The organism is Streptomyces canarius, assembly GCF_014650735.1.
In the GTDB taxonomy this organism is placed as follows: domain Bacteria; phylum Actinomycetota; class Actinomycetes; order Streptomycetales; family Streptomycetaceae; genus Streptomyces; species Streptomyces olivaceoviridis.
Window position 1 is genome coordinate 82,796 of the sequence record NZ_BMVN01000026.1, and the last position, 21,109, is coordinate 103,904.

Here is a 21,109-nt window from a genome sequence, read left to right on the forward strand (position 1 = left end):
CCGTCGCCGAGCCGTCAGCCGCGGGCTTCGTCCAGCGTGGGGTAGTCGGTGAAGCCCTTCTCGCCACCGCCGTAGAAGGTGGTGGGGTCGGGGGTGTTGAACGGGCCGCCCTGGGCCAGGCGGGCGGGCAGGTCGGGGTTGGCGAGGAAGAGGGTGCCGTAGGCGAGCAGGTCGGTGGTGCCGTTCTCGACGAGTTCCAGCTCGGCCGGTCCGGTGGGTGCCTGGCCGGTGAAGGGGTTGAGGACGTAGGTCGTGGGCCATGCCTTGCGCAGCCGGAGCGTCAGGTCGCGTACGCCGGGGGCCTCCATCTGGTGCAGGTAGGCCAGGTTCAGCGGGGCGAGGGCCTCGACCAGGGCCGTGTAGGTGGCCTCGGTGACGGCGGTGTCGGACTCGTCGATGTCGTTGAAGGGGTTGCCCGGGGAGAGGCGGAAGCCGACCCTGTCCGCGCCGATGGCCTGGACGACGGCCTTGGTGGTCTCCACGGCGAAGCGGATGCGGTTCTCGGGGCTGCCGCCCCATGCGTCGGTGCGCCGGTTGCTGTTCGGGGCGAGGAACTGGTGGATGAGGTAGCCGTTGGCGCCGTGCAGCTCGACACCGTCGAAGCCGGCCTCGACGGCGTTGCGGGCGGCGGTGGCGTAGTCGGCGATGGTGGCGTGGACTTCGGCGTCGGTCAGTTCGTGCGGGGTGACGAAGTCCTGGGGGCCTTCGTGGGTGTACACCTGCCCGGCGGCTGCGACGGCGGAGGGGCCGACGGGTTGCAGGCCCGTCAGCGCGGGGTGGCCGACCCGTCCGGTGTGCATGATCTGGAGGTAGATCACGCCACCCTGGGCATGCACGGCTCCGGTGACCTGACGCCAGGCGGCGACCTGCTCGGTGGTGTGGATGCCGGGGGTGTCGGGGTAGCCCTGGCCGACCCGGGAGGGCTGGACGCCCTCGGTGACGATCAGCCCGGCGGAGGCGCGCTGCGTGTAGTAGTCCGCCGTCAACGGCATGGGGCTCTGGCCGGGACCGTAGGCGCGGCTTCGGGTCATCGGCGCCATCACCAGGTGGTTGGCCAGGCGCTTGCCACCGAGCTCGTAAGGCTCGAATGCCTTTGACATCGTCGTCTCTTTCGTAGCGGAAGGGGCGTGTTCGTACGGCCGAGCGAGGTCTCCGCAAGGTCGTTACTTGTTCGAACAAGAATTTATGCGAGGGCGTTCCCTTCAAGGGCGTGTGAAGTGCATCACGGGTGGAATGTGCAGAAGGCAGTGGCAGGTACAGGGCCTGTATCCATTGCTGCGATCGATCTCCAAGGTGGAGCCCACCGAATTACCTGCTTGAACAGCTAATGACGTCCCGCATGTCATCGACCCGTAGGTCGGAGCGGACGAGGCCGCCTCGTCCGATCAGGCGCTGTCGTGAACGGGGTCGGGCCGGGGCCCCGCGGGAGCGGTGGCCCGTGCCTGGGAGACTGACGGGTATGGATATCGCTCGCAGGAACAACGTCGCCGTCACCGGCAACCCGCAGGGGCCCGCAGTGGTGCTGGCTCACGGGTTCGGCTGTGATCAGAACATGTGGCGACTGACGCTGCCTGCTCTGGTCGAGGACTACCGGGTGGTGCTCTTCGACTACGTTGGTTCGGGCCGCTCGGACCTGTCCGCGTTCTCGGAGAATCGTTACGGCTCTCTGCACGGCTATGCCCGGGACGTGGTGGAGGTGTGTGAGGCACTCGACCTGCGCGACGCGGTGTTCGTGGGGCATTCGGTCAGCGCCATGATCGGGGTGCTGGCCGCGGACGCGGCTCCGGAGCGCATCGGGGCGCTGGTGATGGTCGCTCCGTCTCCGCGGTACATCGACGACGACGGTTACCGGGGCGGGTTCAGCGCGCAGGACATCGACGAACTGCTGGCGTCACTGGAGTCGAACTACCTGGGCTGGTCGATGGCGATGGCGCCGGTGATCATGGGGAACCCGGAACGCCCCGAACTCGGCGAAGAACTCAGGAACAGCTTCTGCGCCACCGACCCGGACATGGCGCGCGTCTTCGCCCGCACCACGTTCCTGTCGGACTCACGGCAGGACCTCAAGAGCGTGAAGGTGCCGGCCCTGGTGCTCGAATGCAGCGAGGACGTCATCGCCCCCCGGGAGGTCGGCGCCTTCGTCCACCGGGCGATCCCCGGATCGACGCTGGTGACCCTGGACGCGACCGGGCACTGCCCGCACCTGTCCGCGCCCGAAGCCACCAACGAGGCGATCCGGAGCTTCCTGGCCGGCCTGCGGTGATGTGCCGCACCGGGCAGCAGCCCGACCCCTACGACCGCCACGACGCCGACGACGAGAAGGCGGCGGACGCGGCGTTCGCCGCACTGCTGGAGGACAGTGCCGAGGAGTTGTACGAGAAGGCGCCGTGCGGGTATCTGTCCACGCTGATGGACGGCACCATCGCGAAGATCAACGCCACCCTGCTGGACTGGCTGGGTCTGGAGCGGGAGGCGGTGGTGGGCCGGATGCGCTTCACCGACCTGCTGACCGTGGGCGGCAAGCTGTACCACGAGACGCATTTCGCACCGCTGCTGCGGATGCAGGGCGAGATCAACGGAATCGCCCTGGAGGTCAGGCGGGCCGACGGTGACCGCATACCGGTGCTGGTCTCCTCCGTGGTCAAACGCGGCGGCAACGGCGAGCCGCTGCTGATCCGCACCACTGTCTTCGACGCCGGGGACCGCCGGGCCTACGAAGAGGAACTGCTGCGCGGCCGGAAAGCGGCCGAAGCGGCACGCCGACAGGCGGAGGCCGATCGCGCCCGGTTGCAGGACGCCCTCGCCGTCCTCCAGCAGTCACTGCTGCCCGACACCCTGCCCCCGATACCCGGCGTGGAGACGGCCACCCACTACCACACCGCCTCTCCCGACCGGCTCGGAGGCGACTTCTACGACGTTTTCCCCCTCGACGGCAAACGCTTCGCCTTCTTCCTCGGTGACGTGTGCGGCAAGGGACCCCAGGCCGCCGCGGTCACCTCGCTCACCCGCTACACCCTGCGCGCCGCCGCCCTGCACGACCCCGACCCCGTCTCCGCTCTGACCACCCTCAACAAGGTGCTCCACGAGCGCTACGCCGGCAGCGGCGACCCGCGCTACTGCACCGCCGTCTTCGGCACCCTCGACCCCGACCCGGCGACCGGACAGCTCACCGTCCACCTCGCCTCGGGCGGCCACCCGCCGGTCATAGTGCTGCGGGCCGACGGCACGGCCGACTTCCTGCCGACCCCTGGCGGCCTGCTCGTCGGCGTACTGCCCACCGCGCGCTTCACGACCGCCGCGACGGTCCTCACCCCCGGCGACACCCTGCTGCTCTACACCGACGGCCTCACCGAAGCCCGCACCGGCGCGGACCGCACCAGCCTGTACGGGGACGAGGCGCTGCTCGCCTTCACCGCCGGCCACGGCGGCAGGCCGCCCCATGCCGTGATCGAGGCCCTGACCGGTCTGCTGGACAGCTTCGGCGACGGCCTCGACGACGACACCGCCCTGCTCGCGCTCGGCGTCCCAGCCCCCGACCACCCGACGAGAAACAGAAGATGAGCCCGCTGAAGATCACCACCCGAGACGCCCCGACCGGTCCTGTTCTGGAGATCTTCGGCGAGCTCGACCACACCAACGCGAGCGAGCTGCGTGAACGGGTCGCCGCGCTCACCCTCCAGCCGGGCCAGCGCCTCGTCCTGGACCTGAGCGGCATGCGATTCTGCGACTCCAGCGGCATGACCGCCCTGATCGCCGCACGCGGCCACGCCGACGCCGCCCGGGCCGACATCGCGCTGGCGGCCGTACCGGCCAACACCCTGCGGATCCTGCGGATCGTCGGCCTCGACCAGATCTTCCCGCTCCATCCGGACAGCGACACCGCCATCCGCCGGACGAGCGGCTGACACGCTCAAGGAGGTCAGTGCAGTGCGACGTCGAGGCGTGAGCGCAGCTCGTCGAGGGTGATGCCGTAGGTCTCCCGTACGTGGACGCCCTGGGGGCGTAGGTCGAAGGTGGCGACCTCGGTGTAGACCCGGCTGACGCAGCCGATGCCGGTGAGCGGGTAGGTGCACTGCCGGACCAGTTTGGGCGCGCCGGACTTCGTGAAGAGCGTCATCATCACGTAGACGTCCTTGGCGCCGATGGCGAGGTCCATCGCGCCGCCGACGGCGGGGATGTCGCCTGGCTCGCCGGTGTGCCAGTTGGCCAGGTCACCGCGCTCGGAGACCTGGTAGGCACCGAGTACGCAGACGTCGAGGTGGCCGCCGCGCATCATGGCGAAGGAGTCGGCGTGGTGGAAGTACGCCGCTCCCGGGAGCTCGGTGACCGGGACCTTGCCGGCGTTGGTGAGGTCGGGGTCGATCCGGGCGCCCTCGGCCTTCGGGCCCATGCCGAGCATGCCGTTCTCGGTGTGCAGGACCACACCGAGTTCCTCGGGCAGGTGGTCGGCGATCCTGGTGGGCCGGCCGATGCCGAGGTTGACGAACGCGCCGGCCGGGATGTCCCGGGCGATCACGGCGGCCACCTCGTCCATGCTGAGCGGGTGGTCGACGGCGATCGGCGCGTCGGACGCGGACGCCGAGCGTGCCGCGGCGGTGGTGTCGGTGGTCATCGTGCCCCCTGGACGGTGTAGTGGCGGGTCTCGACCGGGACGACGCGGTCGACGTATATGGACGGCGTGACGACCGCCTCCGGGTCGAGCCCGCCGAGCGGGACGACCTCGTCGACCTGGACGACCGTGGTGGTGGCGGCGGTCGCCATCACCGGACCGAAGTTGCGGGCGGTCTTGCGGTAGACGAGGTTGCCCATCGGGTCGGACCGGTACGCGGAGATGAGGGCGTAGTCGCCCTTGATCGGATACTCCAGCAGGTAGTCGCGTCCGTCGATGGTGCGCACCTCCTTGCCCTCGGCGAGCGGGGTGCCGACCGCGGTCGGACAGTAGAACGCGCCGATCCCGGCGCCGGCGGCCCGCATCCGCTCGGCGAGGTTGCCCTGGGGAACCACCTCCAGCTCGATCTTCCCCTCGCGGTACAGCGCGTCGAAGACGTAGGAGTCGACCTGCCGCGGGAAGGAGCACACCACCTTGCGGACGCGGCCGGCCGCGAGCAGCGCCGCCAGTCCGACATCGCCGTTCCCGGCGTTGTTGGAGACGATCGTGAGGTCCTTCGCGCCCTGCCGGATGAGGGCGTCGATGAGGTCGAACGGCATCCCGGCCAGGCCGAAGCCGCCGACCAGGACGGTGGAACCGTCCTCGATCCCGGCTACGGCCTCGTCGGTCGACTCCAGCACGGCGGCGCGGCTCACTTCGACACCTCCAGGTTCTCCAGGACGACGGCCAGCCCCTGGCCGACACCGATGCAGATCGCGGCCACGCCGTACCGCTCGCGGCGCTCCTTCAGGACCGCGGCCAGGGTCCCGAGGATCCGGCCGCCGGAGGCGCCCAGCGGGTGCCCGATCGCGATGGCCCCGCCGCGCTGGTTGACGATCCCGGGATCGCGCAGGCCGTCCTTGAGCCAGGCGTCGACGCAGGCCAGCGACTGGACCGCGAACGCCTCGTTGAGTTCGACCGCACCGACCTGGTCCCAGGTGATCCCGGCACGGGCGAGCGCCCGGTTGGCGGCCTCGACCGGGGCGTAGCCGAATTCCCGCGGGTCCAGCGCCATAGCGCCTCTGCCGAGGATCCGGCCGAGCGGGTCGTGGCCGATGGTCGTCGCCGCCGCCTCGCTGCCGAGGAGCACCGCGGAGCCGCCGTCGGAGAGCGGGGAGGCGTTGCCCGCGGTGATGGTGCCGTCCGGCCGGAACGACGGCTTCAGCGCGGCGAGCTTCTCGGGGTCCGAGTCCGGGCGGATGCCCTCGTCGCGGACCAGGTCGCCGACCGGGGTGACCAGCGTGTCGTAGAACCCGTCCTCCCACGCCTGGTGCGCGAGGCGGTGGGAGCGGACGGCGAACGCGTCCTGGCGCTCGCGGGAGATGCCGAAGCGTTCCTGGAGCTGCTCGTTGCACTCTCCCAGCGAGACGGTCCACTCCTTCGGCATCCGCGGGTTGACCAGCCGCCAGCCCAGAGTCGTGGACACCGCGGTGAGGTCGCCCGCCGGGAAGGCCCGCGACGGCTTGGGCAGTACCCACGGCGCCCGCGTCATCGACTCGACACCGCCGACGAGAACGACCTCGGCGTCGCCCGTCTCGATCGTGCGGGAGCCGGCCATCGCCGCGTCCAGGCTCGACCCGCACAGCCGGTTGACCGTCGTGCCGGGCACGCTGGTCGGCAGACCGGCCAGCAGCGCGGCCATCCGGCCGACGTTGCGGTTCTCCTCGCCGGCGCCGTTGGCGTTGCCCCACACGACCTCGTCGATCGCGGCGGGATCCAGTGCCGGTGCCTGCCTGAGCACGCCGCCGATCGCCGTGGCGGCCAGATCGTCGGGCCGGATGCCGGCCAGCGCGCCGTTGAACTTGCCGAACGGTGTCCGCGTGGCGGCGTAGAGGAATGCGCTCTTCATGGCTCGAAGGCTAGACGGCGGCGTCGATATCGTGAAGTATCGATATCGCCTTCGATTGATATCCTGAACATATGGATCTGCGCCAGCTCCGCTACTTCCTCGCCGTCGCGGAAGAACGCCACTTCGGACGTGCGGCCGAACGGCTCCACATGGCACAGCCACCGCTCTCGCAGGCGATCCGGCGGCTGGAGGGCGAGCTCGGCATCGCCCTGTTCCACCGCACCACACGCCGGGTCGACCTCACCGAGGCCGGCCGCGCCTACCTCGACCGGGTGCGAGCGATCCTCGCCGAGGTCGACCAGGCCGCCGACCACGCCCGCCGGGTCGCCGCCGGTTCGGTCGGCCACCTCACCCTGGGCTGCGTCGGCTCGGCGACGTACAGCCTGCTGCCGACACTCTCGCGTCACCTCGCCACCGAACTGCCGGGCATCGATTTCTCCTTCCGCGGGGAGATGCTCGCCCCCGATCAGGTGGAGGCGCTGCGCAACGGCGCCATCGACGTGGCCCTGCTGCGCCCGCCCGCGGCCGACCCGTCCCTCGCCGTCCACACCCTGCGCCGGGACCGCCTCGTGGTGGCGCTCCCCGCCGAGCACCCACTCGCGGCGAAGACCCGGGTGCGCGCCGCCGACCTCGCCGGCCTCGACATGATCATGCACTCGGCGGACCGCCGCTCGGTGATGCACGACGTCGTGCTCGGTGTCCTGCGAGAAGCCGGCATCGAGCCGCGGGTCCGGCACGAGGTCGGGGAGACCTCGACGCTCATCACCCTCGTCGCCGGCGGCCTCGGAGTCGCGGTCGCGCCCGAGCCGGTGACCGCGCTCGCGCTCGACGGTGTCGTCTACCGGCCCCTGGTGCGCCCGGCGGCGTCGATCGAACTGGCCGTCGCCCACCGCGCCGACCGCGACGAACCCCACCTGGCGCGCGCGGTCGAAGTCATTCGCCGGCTCTTCTGAACCGAAGGCTCCACGGCGGGACAGGCCCCGTCCCACCCTCCCCGCGCCCCGCCAGGAGACGGGAACTGACGCCCGATCCGTTGCCGCCGCGGGCGGCCCCCTTGACGGAAATCGCATCCCGCGCGGCGGGGCGGGCGAGGGGAGACCATGTCACCGGATGGGTGATACGGCAGGAAGGTGTCCCATGCAGCACGCCAAGGCGGCCAGGGTCGTCATCGTCGGAGGGTCCGTCGGGGGTCTCGCGGCAGCCCATGAGCTGCGCGCCATCGGTGCCGAGACAGCCGTGTACGAACGTTCCGCGGGCCGGATGCAGGCCCGCGGCGCCGGGGTCGTCATGCAGCCCGAGGTGGAGGCGCTGCTCGTCCGTCTGGGCCTGTCGGCACGGGAGGTCAGCGTCGAACTGCGCGAGCGCCAGCAGCTGCACCTGCACGGCAGGGCCACCCGGTACGCGGCTCCCCAGCTGATGACCGCGTGGGACACCCTCTACCGCGTGCTGCGCGAGCCTGTCGCCGGGCTCTGCTACCGCCTGGACAGCGCCCTGACCCGGGTCCGGATGGAGGGTTCCGAGGTGACGGCCGAGTTCGCGGACGGGTCCACCACGCAGGGCCACTTCCTGGTGGGCGCCGACGGGATCGGCTCGGCCACGCGCCGGCTGCTCGATCCCGCCACGCGTCCCTCGTACGCGGGCTATGTGGCCTGGCGGGGCCTGGAGCCGGAATCAGCCCTGCCCGCCGATCTGCTGGAGGTGCTGACGGGCCGGTTCACGTTCTTCGGCTCGGACGGCCTGCAAATGCTGTGTTACCTGGTGCCGGGCCCCGACGGCGAGCTGGAGGAGGGCTCCAGACGGGTCAACTGGGTGTGGTACACGAACGTGCCCGAGCATGATCTGCCGCGGCTGCTCGCGAGCCGGTCCGGGAAGCCGTACACCACGTTCCTGCCGCCCGGGGAGATCCTCCCGGAGACCGCGGCGGAACTCGCCGCCACGGCGGACGCGGCGCTCCCGGCGCGGTTCGCGCAGCTCGTCCGGCTCTCGGACGTCTTCATGCAGCCCGTCTTCGATCTGGCGCCCCACCGTATGGTCGCCGACCACGCCGCCCTGATCGGTGACGCCGTCGGTACGGTGCGCCCCCACACGGCCTCCGGAACCTCGAAGGCATTCGCCGACGCGGCCGGGCTCGCGGCGGCCCTGCGTGGTTGGACGCCGGGCCAGGACCTGCCGGCCGGACGGCTCGCGGACTGGGAACAGCAACGGCTCCTGCACCTGGTCGCGCTTTCGCGTGCCGGGATCGACCTGGCCGACAGGTCGTCGCTCGGGACGGCCGGCAGCCGTCGCTTCTTCGTCTCCGAGTGACTCTCACGCACGGGTCGTTCCGGGCGAAGGGTGTCGGCGCGCGGGGGGTGCGGCCCCGGACTCCGTCCGGCCGCACCCCCGTCGAGCTCATTCCGGCTGGGTGACCGCCGTGCGCCGGACGACCACTTCACCCTCGTCCGTGGCGACGGCCACGGCGTACACCCCAGGGCGTTCGCCGTTGTACTTCAGGGGCAGGTCCAACGCCCCGTCGCCGAGCCATGCGCGCATGTCCTTCTCGGTACCGCCCACTTCCATCCAGGTGATCCCCTGCGGGGAGGTCTTCTCCCCGGAGCGCGGCTGGGCGGCCGGGTGCCGGGTGAGGTCCTCGACCAGGAAGACGTTGGGGAGTCCTCGTTGCCAGCAGGGGATCGTCTCGGGAACGCGTACGGCGTTGCGCTGCACACCGTCCGTCCGCCTGCGCAGGGGCTTGTCGATGATGTCGGTGCCGAAGTGCCGTGCCAGCCACGTCAGTTCGTCGTGCGAGTCGACGCGCAGGCACCAGCCGATGAAGACGTCGCCCCCTTCGATCTGGTCGTAGAACCAGCGGGCGCTCGGGTTGGTCCGCGGGGAGTAGGCGTCGATGACGCTCTCGACCTCGATGTACTGGTCCGGTCCCAGCGGCACGATGCGGTTGGCGATGCCGAGGTGGGGGAACCAGCCGCCTTCGTACTGTCCGAACCCGGTCTCCTCGCAGAGCCGTTCGGTGCCCTCGTAGATGTTGCGGCACCCGAGGGAGATGTGGTCGATGCTGAGCACAGTGTTCCGTCTCTTGTCAGTGGGTTCTGTCAGCGGGTTCGTGTCAGCGGGTTCTTCGTCGGTGGGCGGGAGTGCGCCGGGTTCACCCGTATCCGGTTGCCGGCCACGGTGACCACCGCGCACGCGACGAGGGACACGGCGATGAAGTACAGCCCGCTGTCGAAGTTCCCGGTGCTGTCCCGCAGCCATCCCACGATGTACGGCGCCAGGAAACTGCCGACGTTGCCGAGCGTCGTGGTCATGGCGATACCGACCGACAGGGCCACCGGTCCTCTCAGATGCGCCACCGGGATCTGCCAGACCAGGAAGAGGGCGGCGTAGATGCCGGAGGTGAGCAGGACCGTACCGAGCAGGGTCAGCCACAGGTTGGGGGCGTTGACGGCCAGGACGGTGCCGGCCGCGGCCAGCAGCGCTCCCCAGACCACGTGCTTCACCCGCTCGTCGCGCCGGTCGGAACTGGAGACCCAGGCGAGGGCGACCAAGGCCGCCGGGACGTAGACGAGGCCGGACAGGAGACCTGTCTGCACCAGGCTGAGTCTCGTATGGGTGTGTTCCGCGAAGCCGGCGACGATCAGCGGGAGGAAGGCGGTGATGGCGGCGAATCCGACCCACAGCAGGCCGACGGCCATCGAGAGGGTGACCAGGCGGAGGTCGCGCAGCCGCTCAAGGATGTCCCGCGCGCCCGTCGTCGGCTTCTCGTCGGTCTGTCCCTCGGTCTGCTGCGCCGCGGTGACCCGCAGCAGGGCCGCCTTCTCCTCGGCCGACAGCCAGTCGGCCGTCGCGGGGGAATCGGTCAGGAACCGCAGCAGGAACAGTCCGATGACGATCGTCGGCGCCCCTTCGAGCAGGAACATCCACCGCCATCCGGCCAGGCCGCCCATGCCGTCGGCGTACTGGATGATGTACGCGGACAGCGGCGTGCCGAGGATCGCGTAGAACGGCAGGCAGACGATGGCGGTGATCCGGCCGCGCATCCTCGGCGGGAACCAGATCGTCAGGTACATGAACATGCCGGGCAGGAGACCCGCTTCGACGGCGCCCAGGGCGATCCGGACGACGACCAGGCTCCGCTCGCCCTGCACCAGGCTCGTCAGCATGGCGACCACGCCCCAGCCGATGGTCAGCAGTCCGAGCCAGCGCTGCGGGCCGAGCTTGTTGAGCGCCAGGTTGCCGGGAATCTGCAAGGCGATGTAGCCCGCCGAGAAGATCCCGGTGGCGAAGCCGAAGGCCGCGGTGCTGATGCCGAGGTCCGCGTTCATGGTCAGCGCGGCCGTCCCGAGGTTGACCCGGTCCAGATAGCCCGCGGTGTACAGGAGGAGAACCAGCGGGGCGAGACGTCCGGCGGCCTTTCTCAGGGCACGGCGCTCGACCTGTGAGGTGTCGGTCACGGGGGAGTCCTTCGAAGAGTGGTCGAGGCGTTGTCACAGGCCGAGGAAGGCACGCGCGTTGGAGGTGAGCACCGCCGCGGACGGCCCGTGGTCGGTGGCGAAGCGGACGGGGTCGCTCTGGGCCATGTCGAACGGGTAGTCGCTGCCGCAGACGATGCCGTCCTTGGACGCGTGCGTGGTCAGCAGGCGCAGCAGACCGGGATCGTGGGTGACGGTGTCGAAGAAGAGCTCCCCGAAGCCCTCGTCCGGCGGCCGGGACGAGTGCCGGCGCACATCGCCCCGGGCGTGCCAGCCATGGGTCCACCTGCCGAGCAGCCCCGGTGCGCATCCTCCGCCGTGCACGAAACAGATCCGCAGCCGTGGCAGTTGCTCCTTGACACCCCCGAGGAGCAGGGCGGCGACGGCGGTGGCGGTCTCCACGGGGTTGCCGATGAGGTTGGACAGGTAGTGCTCCGACCACTCCGGCCGGGACAGCTGCATCGGGTGGACGAGTACGGCCAGACCCAGTGCGTCGGCATCGGTCAGGACGTCCCTCAGGAAGCCCTGGTCCAGGGACCGGCCGTAGTGCAGGGGCGGTATCGCGATCCCTGCCATGGCCTCGGTCCCGGCCAGCCGCTCCATCTGGGCCCGGGCCTCGGCGGGCTCGTCGAGGCTGACCATCCCGAGGCCCACGAGCCTGCCGCCCGCGTCGGCGACCACCGCGGAGAGCGCCTCGTTGAACGCGGCTACGTACGAACCCGCACCGGGCACGCCTCCGACCGGGAACGCGAAGGGCGGCGCCGACACGACCCTCACCCCCACACCCGCCGTGCGCATGTCGCCGAGGATCGCGGCGACGTCGCTCATGGCCCGGGTCGGGATCGACAGCGGAATGTCACCGAGGTACAGGGCGCCGTCACGGTCCCGCATGGGCCCGTACGGGGCGCCCGGGGGAAGGCTGAACAGTTCGGCGGGCAGCCAGTGGGCGTGGACGTCGATCACGCCGTCGGCCAGGGGTGCGCTGATCACGGCTGCCGCTCCCGCCGGCCGTCCGTGCCGCCGTGGATGTCCAGCGGCGGATTGGCGCTGTCCAGGTGTTCCACGGTGGTGAACACCAGGGCGGTGTCGCCGATGTTCTCGATGTCGTGCAGGAGGTATTCCCCCGGACCGAAGGTGAAGTGCCGGGTCTCCCCGGCGGAGTAGGAGACCTCGCGGACCGTGCCGTCGTGGGTGTGCTGGCGGCTGCGTCCCGCGTTCACCGCGGTCCAGAAGTAGTCGAGGACGTGCCGGTGGGCGTGCCAGCGCTCACCCGGGGCGAGCCGGATCTCCCACACCCGGACCCGTGGTGTCTCGCTGAGCAGCCGGGATCCGACCCGGCCGTCGTGGGAGTGCTCCTCGAACTCCTTCCGCAGAGCCGGTGACCAGCCCTCGAATCCGCTGGCCACGAGCACGCCCGCGAGGGGCAGGTCGGTGAGAAATCCGCTGTCCGTCATCGTTCCTCCGTCTTCGTCGTCGAGTTCCGCGGATACGCCCAGGGCGTCCGGCGGTGTCATCGCCCGGGGCCGTAGAGCCCGAAGCGCAGGCTCGGGTCGCCGGGGGTCCAGGTGTTGGAGAACTGGGAGCGGCTCCCCATGGCGACGACCCGTTCGAGCAGCCGGGCACTGATGTCGAGCTGGGCGGGCTCCCACTTGCGCAGGGCGGCGCCGATGTCTCCCGCGGCGGCCTCCAGCGCGGCGCTCAGCGCCCAGGCGTCGGCCGCGGCCTTGGCCGTGCCGGCCGCAGCGTGCGGCCGAGCCGCGCAGGCCGCGTCCCCGATCAGGGCCACCCGGCCCTCGGCCATCCGGGACGCCCGTACGTCCGAGACGACCTGGACGTACGGGGCCGCCGTCGACGTCACCACCTCCGCCGCCGCGGGGGAGAGCATCCGCGCCGCGGACTGCCGCATCTCGTCGACGTACCGGTCCTGGACCTGCGACGGATGGACCGAGACGGTACCCGGGATGCCCCGCTTGTCGATGAGCATCTCGGACAGCTCGGGCCCCTCGGGCACGTTGCGGTACCAGACGTAGTTGATGAGCCGGTCCCGCGGGCCGGTTCCCCCCTCGCCGGGGATCGGGTAGAGCGTGATGTGCGAGTGCGGGACCACCGTGTAGGTGATGGCGTTCCGCAGCAGCTCGCGGGTGTCGTCGGACAGGTCCTTCTCCGGGACCGTGCCACGCCACCCGATGTAGCCGGAGTACGTCAGGGCCGCGGCGGGGTCGAAGCGCTGACGGGCCGTGGAGGTGATCCCGTCGGCGAAGACCACCAGGTCCGCGGTCACCTCGCGTCCGCTCACGAAACGGACGGTGGCGTGCTGTTCGTCCTGGTCGAATCCGCAGGCGTACTCGCCCAGGTGGTAGTGGTCCGTCCCGAAGTCGGCGAGCAGGGCGCGGTAGAACGTGCCCCACGACGTGTAACTCCATGTCGTCCGCTCGCGGTAGACGACGTCGTTGCCGGTGCCGAGGTACTGCACCCACTCGGTGGACGTGCTCAGGTCCTGCGGGTGCTGCTCGCTGCGTTCGGTGAACCAGCGCAGGGTGTCCGGCTGGAGCACGATGCCGCTGCCACGGCCGTCGAGGGCGGTAGGGGTGCGCTCGAAGACGTCGACCGAGAAGCCGAGGTCGCGCAGGAGGAGGGCGGTGGTGAGCCCCCCGATCGATCCGCCGACGACCGCTGCGGTGGCGCCGTCGTACGCGTTCATGAATGCATCTCCTTGGCAGTGGTGGTCTCGGCCGGTGCCGGTGCCCGCTCCGGACCGGTGGGAAGGGGATCGCTCGGGAGGTCCAGCCCCCGCGTCTCCGGCGCGAAGGCCAGCCCGACCGCCGCCGTCAGGCCGACCGCGGCGACGCACGTGGTCGCCAGCCCGAGGTCGCCGCCGAACCAGGAGACGGCGATGACGCCGGCCACCAGCGGGCCCGCCGCGGTGATCAGACGGCCGACGCTGTTCGACAGCGCCATGCCGGTCGCCCGCACACTGGGAGGGAAGAGCTCGGGGCCGTAGACGAACGTGCCGGACAGCGCCCCGAACAGGCCGAACCCGACGACCGGCAGGGCGAGCAGGAACTCGGCGTAGCCGTGCTGGAAGGGGAAGAGGTAGGCGACGCCCGCGGTGGAGGCGGCGAAGCTGACGGCGAACGCCTTGCGCCGGCCGACCGCGTCGGCGAGGAACCCCCACGAGGCGTATCCGAGGACGCCGCCCGCGTTGAACAGCATGGAGGCGACCGCGACATGGCTGTCGGCCGTGTGCTGCGGCAGCCCGCCGGCGTCGGCGGCGTGGCGGATGATCTGGGGGTACCAGGTCGACACGCTCCAGAAGGCGACCAGCGAGCCGGTGGCGAGTGTCGTCGCGACGAGTGTCCGGCTCAGGAAGGGCGGCGCGAGCAGCCTGCGCAGCACGAACCGGTCCTCCGGGGCGGTGTGGCCCCGCGCCTTCCGGTTCCGGCGGTCCGCGATGGCGGCCCTGATCTCCGGGGGTTCGGGAACGTACCGGCGGATGAACCAGACCAGCAGGGCGGGGGCCACGGCGATGCCCAGCATCACGCGCCAGCCCTGGCCCCCGAGGAAGTCGTACGCGAGGGCGGCGACGAAGAAGCCGGCGGCGTAGCCGGACATCATCACGCCGCAGGCACGCGCCCGGTACCGGTTGCGCCACACCTCGGCCACCAGCGCGGCCCCCACCGGTGCCTCGACACCGGAGCCGAGTCCGGCGACGAACCGCAGTACGCCCAACTGCCACCAGGTGTCGGTGAACGCGGCCAGCGCGGTGAACACGGCGTAGGCGACCACGCCGGCGGACAGCACCCTGACCCGCCCGAAGTAGTCGGCCAGAAGGCCGAACAGGATGCCGCCGACGGCCCAGCCGGCGAGGAAGAGGGCCACGGTCAGGCCCCCGTACAAGCCGATGCCGCTCGCGTCCGCCCGGATGCCGCTGTGGGGGAGCAATTCGGTCATGGCGGGGCCGAGGACCAGGGCGTAGAGGCTTCCGGAGAACCCGTCCAGGGCCCAGCCCATCGTGGTTCCCGCCAGAACGAGCCATTGCGTGCGGGTGATCTCCCTCGGCCATCGCGCACCGAAGTGGCGGCCGTTCGCTGTGTTCGACATGCGCGACTCCTTCGTCGGATGTGTCAGGACACGCGGTGGGCGTCGCAACCGGGGCGACGAACTCACCTTTCGGCAGGGTCAGTTGAGACGGCCGGGCGCGGAGTTCCCGTACCAGTCGACGTCGTCGGCGGCGGTGCGCACCACGACGGTCTTGACCCAGGTGAAGTCGTCGAAGGACTCCTGGCCGGCGTCCCGGCCGGCACCGGATTCCTTGACGCCGCCCCACGGGAGGGACGGCTCCAGGCGGTGGTGGTCGTTCACCCACACCATTCCGGCGACGACGCGGTCCGCGACCCGGTGCCCCCGTGCGATGTCCCGGGTCCATACACCCGCCCCGAGGCCGAACCGGTTGTCGTTGGCCATGGCGACCGCGTCGTCCTCGTCGTCGAAGGGCACGACGACCGCGACGGGACCGAAGATCTCCTCCCGTGCGACCGTCATCGACATGGTCGCGTCGGCCAGGACGGTGGGCTGCACGTAGTAGCCGTCGCCGAGTTCCGCCGGCAGCTCGGGAACGCCTCCTCCCGCGGCGACACGGGCGCCCTCCTGGACGCCGGTCCCGATCAGCCGCAGGACCTTCTCGCGCTGGACCTCGCTGATCAACGGACCCAGTTGCGTTTCCGCCCGCGCGGGGTCGCCGATGCGGATGGCCGACGCACGGGAGGCGAGCGCCTCGACGAAGGCGTCGTAGGCACCCCGCTGGACGAGGAAGCGTGAACCGGCGACACAGGACTGGCCGGCCGCGACGAACGCGGCGAACGCCGCCCCTTCGGCGGCCACGCGCGGATCGATGTCGTCGAAGACGACGATCGGGGTCTTGCCGCCGAGTTCCGCGGTGACACGGGCGAACCGGGACGCGGTGGCGACCGCGGCGGCGCGCCCCGCCTCGGTCCCCCCGGTCAGCGTGATCTTGGCGATGTCCGGATGCCCGGTCAGCCGTTCCCCCACTTCCCGCCCGCCGGTCACCACATGGACCACCCCGTCGGGGAGTCCGGCAGCGCGCAGCACGTCGACCAGCGCGAGCGTGGTCAGCGGAGTCAGCTCCGAGGGCTTGACCACCACGGTGTTGCCGGTGGCCAGGGCCGCGGACAGACTGCGTGCGAGGATCAGCAACGGGTGGTTGAACGGCGTGATGATCCCGCACACGCCGAGCGGTGAACGCCGCTGGTAGGTCAGGTAGGGGCCGTCTCCGGGCAGGACCGCGTCCCGCTGGGCGGCCAGCAGTCCCGCGTTGTACCGGAACCACTCCGGGACACGGGAGAGCTGTGCCTTGGTCTCGGTGAGGGGCCGGCCGTTGTTCTGTGTCTCCAGCCGGAACAGCACCTCGCTGTTCGCCTCGATCGCGTCGGCGCAGCGGAGCAGGTGCCGGGCGCGCTCACTGCGCGGCAGACGTGGCCACGGACCGGACTCGAAGGCCGCCTTCGCCGCCTCGACCGCCTCGTCCACTTCGGACGGCGTGTTGTCCCGTACCGAGCGGATCACTTCTCCCGTGGCGGGGTTCACGATGGCCCGGTCGCGGTGCGTGGTGGCCTCGCTCGTTGCGGGGACGGGGATCTGGGTAACCAGGGCGGTTCGCCTCCTTCAGGCGTCACACTTCGGACGAAGCGGAGATGGGGTTCGCGGTGCGGGCACGGCCGGCGTCCGCGGGTCGGCCGGGGCACGAGGGTGTCGAACCGGAATCGTGGTTCCGGCGGCCGGACTGCGATCGAGTATTGGCCCAGGCAACGTCCGTTTCGATGTGTGGGCACACATCGTCAAAGGGGTTCGCTGTGGACCCGCACAGTCCACGGCGGGCCGTTCAGGGGGCATGCTCGGTCGGACCGTCGCCGGACCGTGAGGGGGCTGGGGGCTGATCAGAGGATGTGCGAACGGCTGCCTGGTACGGCCGTCATCCCAGGCCGTTGACCTCGATCGCCGCGAGTGCGGCGGTGATCTGCAAGAGCGCGTCGGGTTCCGTCAGGCTCACCTCAAGCAGCTCTTCGACCCGCTTCAGCCGCAGTCCGACGGTGTTGGGGTGTACGAAGAGGGCCTCGGCCGTGCGGGCCGTGCTGAGGCCGTGGGCGAGATAGGTGCGCAGCGTGTCCAGCAGCCGGGTGTGGCGGCGCCGGTCGTAGTCGAGAACGGGCGCCAGCACGCGGTCGGCGAACCGTAGCAGCTCCGAGGGGTCCTCAAGTTGCAGGAGCAGCCCCTGCACCCCCAGGTCGCCCAGTTCCACCGTGCGGTCGCGGCGGCCACGCAACCGCGTGATGGTCAGGACGCCCCGTGTCGTACGGAACGCGGCCGGGTAGTCCGCGAGGTCGGCGCACGGCCGCGACACCGCGACCGTCACGGTGATCGGCAGGGCGCGTGCGACGGACCGGCGGATGGTGTCGGCCGCCGACACCGCCGCCGGTGCGACGTGTGCTGTCACGGGCGTCGGTTCTCCCGCGGGAACGTCCTCCCCGTCGGGGTCCGACGGCCACAGCACGACGACGTCGTCACCGTGACGGGCCACCAAGGGGCGGGGGGTCTGCCGGGTCGCCATGGCGTGGACGGCCGACAGCACCCGGCGCGGGGTGTCGGTTCCCCGGGCCGAGCCGGGTGTCACCGGCTCGTCGTCCACTCGGACGACGAGCACGGAGTGCGCCCGGTGCAGGTCGTGGCCGAGGCGGGCGGCCCGTGCCACGACCGTCGCCATGGCGGCCGGCTGCTGGGTGAGCAGATCGGTCAACAGCTCTCCGCGCAGCCGCCATTCGACGTCGACGGCGGTGCGTTCGCGCAGTATCTCCAGGGCGGCCACGACCGACGCGTGCTCGATGGCCCGTCGTCCGAGGGGGCCGAGGCCGGCCAGGTCTCCCGGGATCCACACCCGGGCGACGACTTCCTTGGCCAGGACGACCGCGGACGTCGCCCACGGCATCCCGCCGCCGTCCGTCCCCACCTCGACGACCCCGGTGGCCGGCAGGTCCGCGAGCGACTGGCGCGGCACCGAGAAGCCGTCCGGACCGTCGAACGGGTCGCCCGGCACCGCTGTGGAGGGCTGCGCCGCCGCCAGCCTGCTCCCGTCGGCGTCCTCGAACAGAACGGGACGGTCGAGCAGTGCGGCAAGCGCCACGGCGACTCCCCGGATGCCCTCGCCGCGCAGGGCGACCTCGGTCAGCTGGCGGTGGATGTCCTCGCTGTGCCGCAGCAGGGCATGCTGCTCGCGCAGCGAGTCGTTCAGTCCCCGCAGTTCGCCGATCGTCTGCTGTTCCCGGTCCCGCAGGCGGGCCGTCTCGATGGCGATGGCCGCCTGGTTCGCCAGGGTCGTGAGGAGTTCCTGCTCGTCGTCGGAGAACTCGTGCGTGCCGGCGCGGTAACACGTCAGCGTGCCCAGGCAGGAGCCGGAGGTCATGAGAGGTACGGCGATGATGGAACGGTAGCCCTGCTGCTCGGCGACCCCGCCCCACGCGTAGTGGGTCTCGGCCGTGACATCACCGATGGCGACGGCCCTGCCCGTGCGGAACGCCCGGCTCGAAGGCGCCTCTCCGCACTCGCCGGCCCCGATCCGCACCGGGTGCTTGATGTTCACGCCTCTGATGTAGGCGGCCGACAGCCCGTGGGCCCCCTCGATGGCGAGGACCCGGTGCGCCGGGTCCGGCAGCAGCACGGAACAGAAGTCGTAGTCCAGCAGCCGGCAGGCCGTCCTGGCCACGAGGTCCAGCAGTGAGCGCACGCTTCCGGTGCCGTTCACCGCCTCGGCGAGGTCCGCGATGGCACAGAGCCACGTCCTGAGATCGTCGTGGCGGTCGGCGGCGGCGCTCGTCATGAGGTGACTGTGCCATTCCACCTCGTCCCGCTCAAGACCTGGGGTCTGCCACAGAGGCTCCGATCCCACGCTCCCGCGCGCCCGCACGGCCCGGATGCGTCCGTCACCGCGGTCCAGGAGCCTCGCGGCAGCGCGCGGGCGATGTGCTCTGCCGTGCGGCGCGGCGAGTCATGGCTGGGACTCCGCGGCGTTCGCGCCGGCCTGGTCGAGCGGCACCGGGACCGGTGTCCCGGGGGCGGGCCGGCCGTGGCCGAAGGCGGCCTCGACGAAGCACTGGTCATGGGCCGACCGCGCGCCGTGCCGCAGCGCGCGTTCCAAAGAGGTGCGGGACGGCGGATTGCGGCGGGACCAGCCGTCGTGGAGCAGGGACACCGCGAAACCGGCGAGGAACGCGTCACCGCAGCCCATGGTGTCGGTCATGGTCCGTGGGTCCGCGGCGCGCGCCGGTGCCGTCGCCAGGGTCCGGCCGTCGTACACGATGGCCCCCGCCAGGCCGCGGGTCGCCAGGACCATGCGCGCTCCCCGCGCCACCACCGCTTCCAGCAACCGCCGCGTGGCCGCCTCGTCCAGGTCGGAGCAGGACAGCAGGGCCAGGTCGAGGTGGGGGCAGACCCGGTCCAGGTAGGCGGGGGAGCGGAACTCGTCGTCGTCGGAGAGGTCGAAGCTGACCAGGGGACCGGCCGCGGCCAGCTTGGGCAGTTCGCTCTCGGTGCGCGAGTAGACGCTGGAGTGCACGAGTGAGAACGACGCCGCGTACGCCAGCAGGGCGTCGTCCAGGACGAGCGGATCGCGCACGGTGACACCGCCGCCGTTGTAGCCGAGGAACACCCGGTCGCCGCCCTGCACATGGAGAGTGGAGACGCCGGACTCACCGTGGCGCACCACGCTGCGCTCCACCGCGACGCCCTGGGCCGTCACGGCCGTACGGAGGAAGGCACCGAGGCCGTCGTCGCCGAACACCCCCAGATAGGCGGTGTCGAGACCGAGACGGCGGGCGTACACGGCCACGTTGACGCAGTTGCCGCCCGGGTAGTCGATGCCGCGGTCCACGAAACGGTCCACGACGTTGTCGCCGAAACCGAGGATGTTCATCAAAGTCTCCAGGAGGGCGGGCGCCGCGCGGGTGCGCGGCGCCCGCTCGGGGCGTGCCGGTGCACGGGCACGGGCACGCCGGGGCGGATGGAGGTGGGGTGGGGCGGACCGCGGTCAGTAGTCCATGACGCGGTAGTAGCGGCGCAGGTCCAGGGAGTGGTCGCGCACCCGCTCCAGGTGCTTGCTGACCCGGTCCATCACGGTGTCCAGCACCAGCGGTGCCAGCAGCCCGCGGAACTCGGGGCTGATGCCGGTAAGGGGGTAGTCGCGGGTGTCGAAGACGGTGACGTCCTTGGAGACGCGCCGGGCGAACGCCTCGGCCCGGTCGGTGAGCGCGCGGGTCTCGTCCTCGCCCTGGAAGACGATCACGCTGGTGTCCTCCTCCAGCAGCTCCAGCGAGCCGTGGAAGAACTCGGCGCTGTGCACCCGGGTGGTGCGCAGCCACTGCATCTCTTCGAGGATGCACATGGAGTACAGGTAGGTGAACCCCCACAGGTTCCCGCCGCCGATGAGGAAGTGGTAGTCGGTGTCCTTGTGGGCCTCGGCGAAGTCGGACGCCACCGGCTCGGCCTGTCGGGCGACCTCCACCAGGATGCGGGGCAGGCCGGCGAGTTCGTCGGCGAGACGGTCGTAGCCGGTGAACTCGCCCCTCCGGGAGAGCAGCCGGCCCATGAACAGCAGCATCTGGACGTCGAACGGCCAGGCCTTGGGCGCCGAGACCAGCGCGGTGTCCACCCGCTGGGCGACGGGGGAGTCGGGGTGGCCGGTGAAGCCGATCGTGTACGCGCCCCGCTCCTTGCAGTGGTCGATGGCCTTGAGGCTGTCCTCGGTGGTGCCGGAGACGGAGGTGAACACGGCCGCGGTCCGCTCGCCCAGCCGGGCGTCACCGGAGACGACCAGCTCCGCCGCGATGGCCGCCCGCACCGGCAGCACCGAGGTGCGCCGGGCCAGGTGCTCATACGGCCACATCTGCGCGTAGGTGCCGCCGGCGCCCACCAGGAGGACGTTGTCGTACCCCTCGTCCACGAGGCGGTCGACGACCTCCTCGATCCGGGGGCGCAGTGCCACGAGGCTTTCCGTCTGCGCGACGAACTCGGCTTCGTTGAAAGAGAGCACGGTGATGGTTTCCTTCGAGGGGTTGTTTCCGACCGGCCGCGACCGGGCCG

General features: G+C 71.1%; 19 protein-coding genes. 5 read left to right on the forward strand and 14 right to left on the reverse strand.

Annotation, left to right across the window (positions count from 1 at the left end):
• Positions 1-14 precede the first annotated feature (14 nt).
• Positions 15-1,100: an alkene reductase gene (locus tag IE294_RS30115; RefSeq protein ID WP_189891266.1), complete on the reverse strand. Its 1,086-nt coding sequence runs from the start codon at positions 1,098-1,100 to the stop codon at positions 15-17.
• 359 nt (positions 1,101-1,459) lie between these two features.
• Between IE294_RS30115 and IE294_RS30120 the strand changes: the two genes are divergently transcribed.
• The 3 genes from IE294_RS30120 to IE294_RS30130 are packed head-to-tail and all read left to right on the forward strand — an operon-like array spanning position 1,460 to position 3,905.
• On the forward strand, positions 1,460-2,263 hold the full coding sequence (locus IE294_RS30120) for an alpha/beta fold hydrolase (RefSeq protein WP_189891268.1): 804 nt from the start codon (positions 1,460-1,462) through the stop codon (positions 2,261-2,263).
• Complete coding sequence (locus IE294_RS30125) at positions 2,263-3,561, forward strand: PP2C family protein-serine/threonine phosphatase (protein ID WP_189891270.1); 1,299 nt, start codon at positions 2,263-2,265, stop codon at positions 3,559-3,561. The genes IE294_RS30120 and IE294_RS30125 overlap by 1 nt, the downstream gene beginning before the upstream one ends.
• Positions 3,558-3,905, forward strand: coding sequence for an STAS domain-containing protein (locus IE294_RS30130; RefSeq protein ID WP_189891271.1), 348 nt, complete (start codon positions 3,558-3,560; stop codon positions 3,903-3,905). Before IE294_RS30125 ends, IE294_RS30130 begins: the two co-directional genes overlap by 4 nt.
• A 14-nt stretch (positions 3,906-3,919) precedes the next feature.
• Here the strand turns inward: IE294_RS30130 and IE294_RS30135 are convergent, their stop codons facing one another.
• Genes IE294_RS30135 through IE294_RS30145 form a run of 3 tightly spaced genes read right to left on the reverse strand, consistent with a single transcriptional unit; the run spans position 3,920 to position 6,497 of the window.
• On the reverse strand, positions 3,920-4,612 hold the full coding sequence (locus IE294_RS30135) for a 3-oxoacid CoA-transferase subunit B (RefSeq protein WP_306433478.1): 693 nt from the start codon (positions 4,610-4,612) through the stop codon (positions 3,920-3,922).
• Positions 4,609-5,304 (reverse strand): 3-oxoacid CoA-transferase subunit A, encoded by a 696-nt coding sequence (locus tag IE294_RS30140; protein WP_189815075.1) that lies wholly within the window; start codon positions 5,302-5,304, stop codon positions 4,609-4,611. The genes IE294_RS30135 and IE294_RS30140 overlap by 4 nt, the downstream gene beginning before the upstream one ends.
• A complete protein-coding gene (locus IE294_RS30145; protein WP_189891273.1) occupies positions 5,301-6,497 on the reverse strand; it encodes a thiolase family protein in 1,197 nt (398 codons plus the stop codon). Before IE294_RS30145 ends, IE294_RS30140 begins: the two co-directional genes overlap by 4 nt.
• 71 nt (positions 6,498-6,568) lie before the next feature.
• On the opposite strand from IE294_RS30145, the gene IE294_RS30150 reads away from it, so the two are divergent.
• Both IE294_RS30150 and IE294_RS30155 read left to right on the forward strand, forming a co-directional pair.
• Positions 6,569-7,450 carry a LysR substrate-binding domain-containing protein gene (locus IE294_RS30150; protein ID WP_189891275.1) on the forward strand — a complete coding sequence of 294 codons (882 nt, stop codon included), beginning with the start codon at positions 6,569-6,571 and terminating at the stop codon, positions 7,448-7,450.
• Positions 7,451-7,634: 184 nt separating this feature from the next.
• The gene (locus tag IE294_RS30155; protein WP_189891277.1) at positions 7,635-8,801 is read left to right on the forward strand and encodes an FAD binding domain-containing protein; all 1,167 of its coding nucleotides are present in this window, start codon (positions 7,635-7,637) and stop codon (positions 8,799-8,801) included.
• 87 nt (positions 8,802-8,888) lie between these two features.
• Here the strand turns inward: IE294_RS30155 and IE294_RS30160 are convergent, their stop codons facing one another.
• The 10 genes from IE294_RS30160 to IE294_RS30205 form a co-directional block, all read right to left on the reverse strand.
• Positions 8,889-9,557 (reverse strand): VOC family protein, encoded by a 669-nt coding sequence (locus IE294_RS30160; RefSeq protein ID WP_189891279.1) that lies wholly within the window; start codon positions 9,555-9,557, stop codon positions 8,889-8,891.
• Positions 9,558-9,586: 29 nt separating this feature from the next.
• Positions 9,587-10,945 carry an MFS transporter gene (locus tag IE294_RS30165; protein WP_189891281.1) on the reverse strand — a complete coding sequence of 453 codons (1,359 nt, stop codon included), beginning with the start codon at positions 10,943-10,945 and terminating at the stop codon, positions 9,587-9,589.
• Between the two features lie 33 nt (positions 10,946-10,978).
• Positions 10,979-11,953, reverse strand: a complete 975-nt coding sequence (locus IE294_RS30170; protein ID WP_189891283.1) for an amidohydrolase family protein — start codon at positions 11,951-11,953, stop codon at positions 10,979-10,981.
• Positions 11,950-12,417, reverse strand: coding sequence for a cupin domain-containing protein (locus tag IE294_RS30175; protein ID WP_189891285.1), 468 nt, complete (start codon positions 12,415-12,417; stop codon positions 11,950-11,952). Before IE294_RS30175 ends, IE294_RS30170 begins: the two co-directional genes overlap by 4 nt.
• A gap of 56 nt (positions 12,418-12,473) precedes the next feature.
• Entirely contained in the window at positions 12,474-13,664 is a 1,191-nt protein-coding gene (locus tag IE294_RS30180; RefSeq protein ID WP_189891287.1) for an FAD binding domain-containing protein, read from the reverse strand.
• Positions 13,661-15,064 carry an MFS transporter gene (locus IE294_RS30185; protein ID WP_189891289.1) on the reverse strand — a complete coding sequence of 468 codons (1,404 nt, stop codon included), beginning with the start codon at positions 15,062-15,064 and terminating at the stop codon, positions 13,661-13,663. The genes IE294_RS30180 and IE294_RS30185 overlap by 4 nt, the downstream gene beginning before the upstream one ends.
• A 78-nt stretch (positions 15,065-15,142) precedes the next feature.
• Positions 15,143-16,630, reverse strand: coding sequence for an aldehyde dehydrogenase (locus IE294_RS30190; protein ID WP_359833878.1), 1,488 nt, complete (start codon positions 16,628-16,630; stop codon positions 15,143-15,145).
• Positions 16,631-16,952: 322 nt separating this feature from the next.
• Positions 16,953-18,851: a helix-turn-helix domain-containing protein gene (locus tag IE294_RS30195; protein WP_189891291.1), complete on the reverse strand. Its 1,899-nt coding sequence runs from the start codon at positions 18,849-18,851 to the stop codon at positions 16,953-16,955.
• A gap of 168 nt (positions 18,852-19,019) precedes the next feature.
• A complete protein-coding gene (locus tag IE294_RS30200; protein WP_189891293.1) occupies positions 19,020-19,943 on the reverse strand; it encodes a PfkB family carbohydrate kinase in 924 nt (307 codons plus the stop codon).
• 114 nt (positions 19,944-20,057) lie between these two features.
• Complete coding sequence (locus tag IE294_RS30205; RefSeq protein ID WP_014670361.1) at positions 20,058-21,059, reverse strand: SIS domain-containing protein; 1,002 nt, start codon at positions 21,057-21,059, stop codon at positions 20,058-20,060.
• Between the last annotated feature and the right edge of the window lie 50 nt (positions 21,060-21,109).

Bases quoted from the DNA above. Each gene is read 5' to 3' on its own strand.
- IE294_RS30115 (WP_189891266.1), bottom strand. From the start codon at position 1,100: ATGTCAAAGGCATTCGAGCCTTACGAGCTCGGTGGCAAGCGCCTGGCC.
- IE294_RS30155 (WP_189891277.1), top strand. From the start codon at position 7,635: ATGCAGCACGCCAAGGCGGCCAGGGTCGTCATCGTCGGAGGGTCCGTC.
- IE294_RS30120 (WP_189891268.1), top strand. From the start codon at position 1,460: ATGGATATCGCTCGCAGGAACAACGTCGCCGTCACCGGCAACCCGCAG.
- IE294_RS30180 (WP_189891287.1), bottom strand. From the start codon at position 13,664: ATGAACGCGTACGACGGCGCCACCGCAGCGGTCGTCGGCGGATCGATC.
- IE294_RS30135 (WP_306433478.1), bottom strand. From the start codon at position 4,612: ATGACCACCGACACCACCGCCGCGGCACGCTCGGCGTCCGCGTCCGAC.
- IE294_RS30145 (WP_189891273.1), bottom strand. From the start codon at position 6,497: ATGAAGAGCGCATTCCTCTACGCCGCCACGCGGACACCGTTCGGCAAG.
- IE294_RS30195 (WP_189891291.1), bottom strand. From the start codon at position 18,851: ATGACGAGCGCCGCCGCCGACCGCCACGACGATCTCAGGACGTGGCTC.
- IE294_RS30125 (WP_189891270.1), top strand. From the start codon at position 2,263: ATGTGCCGCACCGGGCAGCAGCCCGACCCCTACGACCGCCACGACGCC.
- IE294_RS30185 (WP_189891289.1), bottom strand. From the start codon at position 15,064: ATGTCGAACACAGCGAACGGCCGCCACTTCGGTGCGCGATGGCCGAGG.
- IE294_RS30175 (WP_189891285.1), bottom strand. From the start codon at position 12,417: ATGACGGACAGCGGATTTCTCACCGACCTGCCCCTCGCGGGCGTGCTC.
- IE294_RS30150 (WP_189891275.1), top strand. From the start codon at position 6,569: ATGGATCTGCGCCAGCTCCGCTACTTCCTCGCCGTCGCGGAAGAACGC.
- IE294_RS30130 (WP_189891271.1), top strand. From the start codon at position 3,558: ATGAGCCCGCTGAAGATCACCACCCGAGACGCCCCGACCGGTCCTGTT.
- IE294_RS30200 (WP_189891293.1), bottom strand. From the start codon at position 19,943: ATGAACATCCTCGGTTTCGGCGACAACGTCGTGGACCGTTTCGTGGAC.